This is a genomic window from Vibrio sp. ZOR0018 (genome assembly GCF_963865925.1).
Lineage (GTDB): Bacteria > Pseudomonadota > Gammaproteobacteria > Enterobacterales > Vibrionaceae > Vibrio > Vibrio anguillarum.
The window spans coordinates 1-2,268 of record NZ_CAWMCN010000019.1 but is presented as its reverse complement, the minus strand read 5'-3'; the positions used below and the strand labels follow the sequence as shown (position 1 = coordinate 2,268).

Below are 2,268 nucleotides of genomic sequence, written 5' to 3'. Positions count from 1 at the left end.
AAAACTCAAATTGAGCGATTTGGAAGAAAAGTGACGAGCGTAGCATGCTCGGCGGACGTTTGGATGCTGAAGGTTATTTTACCGCTGAATTCACAACGCTAAGCAACCCAACGCGATCAAGAAACAACAAATATGTGATGACTATTTATTGCTTAACTTAAGCCAGAAAACATGGAATTTACTGCTCAATTCCAACTCGATTTAGCTGATAAAAACTCACTTTGCCTAACGCCCGGCTAAGGGGTTGACAACGCGCCGCCGGATTCAAAAAACACACTGTAAACACTCAACTTCAATTTTGAACTAAAGCCGCCACGCGTTGGCAATCCCTCTTGAGCCGTTTGTTAGGTTTTTGAGCTGAAGCTCATGTGATAATAACCACCAAATTCATCATCTACTTGCGACACAATTGCAAAACCTTGTGACAAATAGAACTCAAGTGCCTTTTGATTTTGAACCATACATTTAAGACTCAAATAGCCATATTTTGCTTTCGCACCGTTAAGTAATATTGAGCCAATACCTTGACTCTGATATTCGCTGGAAACATACAGATGATGAACAAATTTGTCAGGTTCCCAAATCGAGATGAAACCTGCAACTTTACCTAAAGCCTCAACTAGCCAAATTCGTTCACCTTGAGTATCACGATCAAAGTCTTCTAATCGAAAGCTGTCCGTCTTGAGCCATGTAAAACCATCTCTTCTAGAGTGAATATAGATCTTCCTTAATGATTCCAGATTACAAACACTAAACTCTTTGATTTCCATGTATAGCCTTAAACCTAACGCCCGCCTAAGGGGCTGGCAACGCATACCACAAAACTTAAACACAACAACCAAAACCACCGCGGCTCATTGAGACTGGAAACGCCGTGCGTTGACAGTCCCTCTTGAGGCGTTTGTTATGCTTAAGCTTCAACACTTTACATTTGAATCCACCCAAGAATAACTCACTGAAATCATTGACCAAACCACAGCATTTCTCGAATTAGAACTGACTCAAACTTTACCTATGAACTGACCAATGCAGAGCTTCATCCTACAAAGCAGCCAATGTGGAAACCCTCTCCGACAAACCAACTCACCACGCATGGGAAAAATAATTCAATGAGGTAATGACGCTGAAACTTGAAGCGACAGACACATTGCTGTTTCATTAGGCAGCGCAAAACAATGTTTAATTGCCGACAGACTTTAAGCCAATAAGTAAAGGCACCAAACTGCTCAAAGCGACTTGAGAGAGCAAAACTCACCTCGTGCAGACTCAAAAACCCAATGAGGCAATCACTCAGAATTTACAACGCCAGATACATTGCCGCTTCATTAGGCAGCGGAAAACAATATTGAATTGCCGACAATACCTGAACGAAATGCCAAAGAAATCGACAACGGCAACCTGCTGATTTTTATGGATTAAGCATAACGCCCAATTAAGTAGCCCGAAACGCCCTGACTCACCTTCCGCATTCCTCGGCAACACCAAAGTTAACGCAAACCAAAAGTGCCACGCGTTGAGGGTCTGCTTGAATTGTTTGTTATGCACGTTCGAAAAGGTTTAGTATGGGAGCCCAATTATTTAAAAAAACACTCTCATTTTCTGGTTTAATTTTAAACAAAGGAACCTTAGAATCCCAGTTAACCGAATCTTTGACAAATTGACTAGGAACTACAAACACTTCTGGTTCACGCGTAGTATCGACCCAAATATTACAAAACACGTAGAAGAAATTGTCTGATGGGCTTGGTTGCTTTTTACCTACCATCCATTGCCTTGGCTGACTCTTCCCTTGAGATGATTTGACTTGAATGCTCGCAACACTCTTACCGTCATCTGTAACTAATATATCGACACCTTTGGTCCCTGTATTCATTAATGCAGCAGATAACCCCCTTCGACTCAAATTATACGCAACCAAATATTCGCCTGCGTCCCCTACTGTTTTATTGTCCAATTTAACTTCCTAATATGAATTGTTGCGATCAGTGCATAACGCCCGGCTAAGGGGTTGACAACGCACCACCGAACTCAAAAAACATACTTTAAACACTGAACTTCAATTTTGCACCAAAGTCGCCACACGTTGGCAATCCCTCTTGAGCCGTTTGTTAGGCCAACCGATTGAGAACGATACTTTCAAAACGAAAGAACGAGCTTTTTTGTAAACTTGAAACAAACTAACCGATTAATTTATAAACCAAAATGCTAAATCAGCAAAGAAACAAAAAACTCAAATTGAGCGGTTTGGAAGAAAAGTGACGAGCGTAG

The 2,268-nt window shown here is 41.3% G+C and carries 3 protein-coding genes; all 3 read right to left on the bottom strand.

All coding sequences use genetic code 11. From position 1 onward, the window contains the following. Positions 1 to 344 precede the first annotated feature (344 nt). The 3 genes from AACR75_RS00700 to AACR75_RS00690 all read right to left on the bottom strand — a co-directional run bounded on the left by AACR75_RS00700 (position 345) and on the right by AACR75_RS00690 (position 1,954). Positions 345 to 770 carry a GNAT family N-acetyltransferase gene (locus AACR75_RS00700; protein ID WP_047691411.1) on the bottom strand — a complete coding sequence of 142 codons (426 nt, stop codon included), beginning with the start codon at positions 768 to 770 and terminating at the stop codon, positions 345 to 347. A 266-nt stretch (positions 771 to 1,036) separates the two neighbouring features. Further along, on the bottom strand, positions 1,037 to 1,255 hold the full coding sequence (locus AACR75_RS00695; RefSeq protein WP_081989891.1) for a DUF3709 domain-containing protein: 219 nt from the start codon (positions 1,253 to 1,255) through the stop codon (positions 1,037 to 1,039). A 282-nt stretch (positions 1,256 to 1,537) separates the two neighbouring features. Further along, positions 1,538 to 1,954: a hypothetical protein gene (locus AACR75_RS00690; protein WP_047691408.1), complete on the bottom strand. Its 417-nt coding sequence runs from the start codon at positions 1,952 to 1,954 to the stop codon at positions 1,538 to 1,540. Between the last annotated feature and the right edge of the window lie 314 nt (positions 1,955 to 2,268).

What these genes read in the sequence shown, in the direction of transcription:
- AACR75_RS00700 (WP_047691411.1), bottom strand. Translation starts at nt 770, where the DNA reads ATGGAAATCAAAGAGTTTAGTGTTTGTAATCTGGAATCATTAAGGAAG.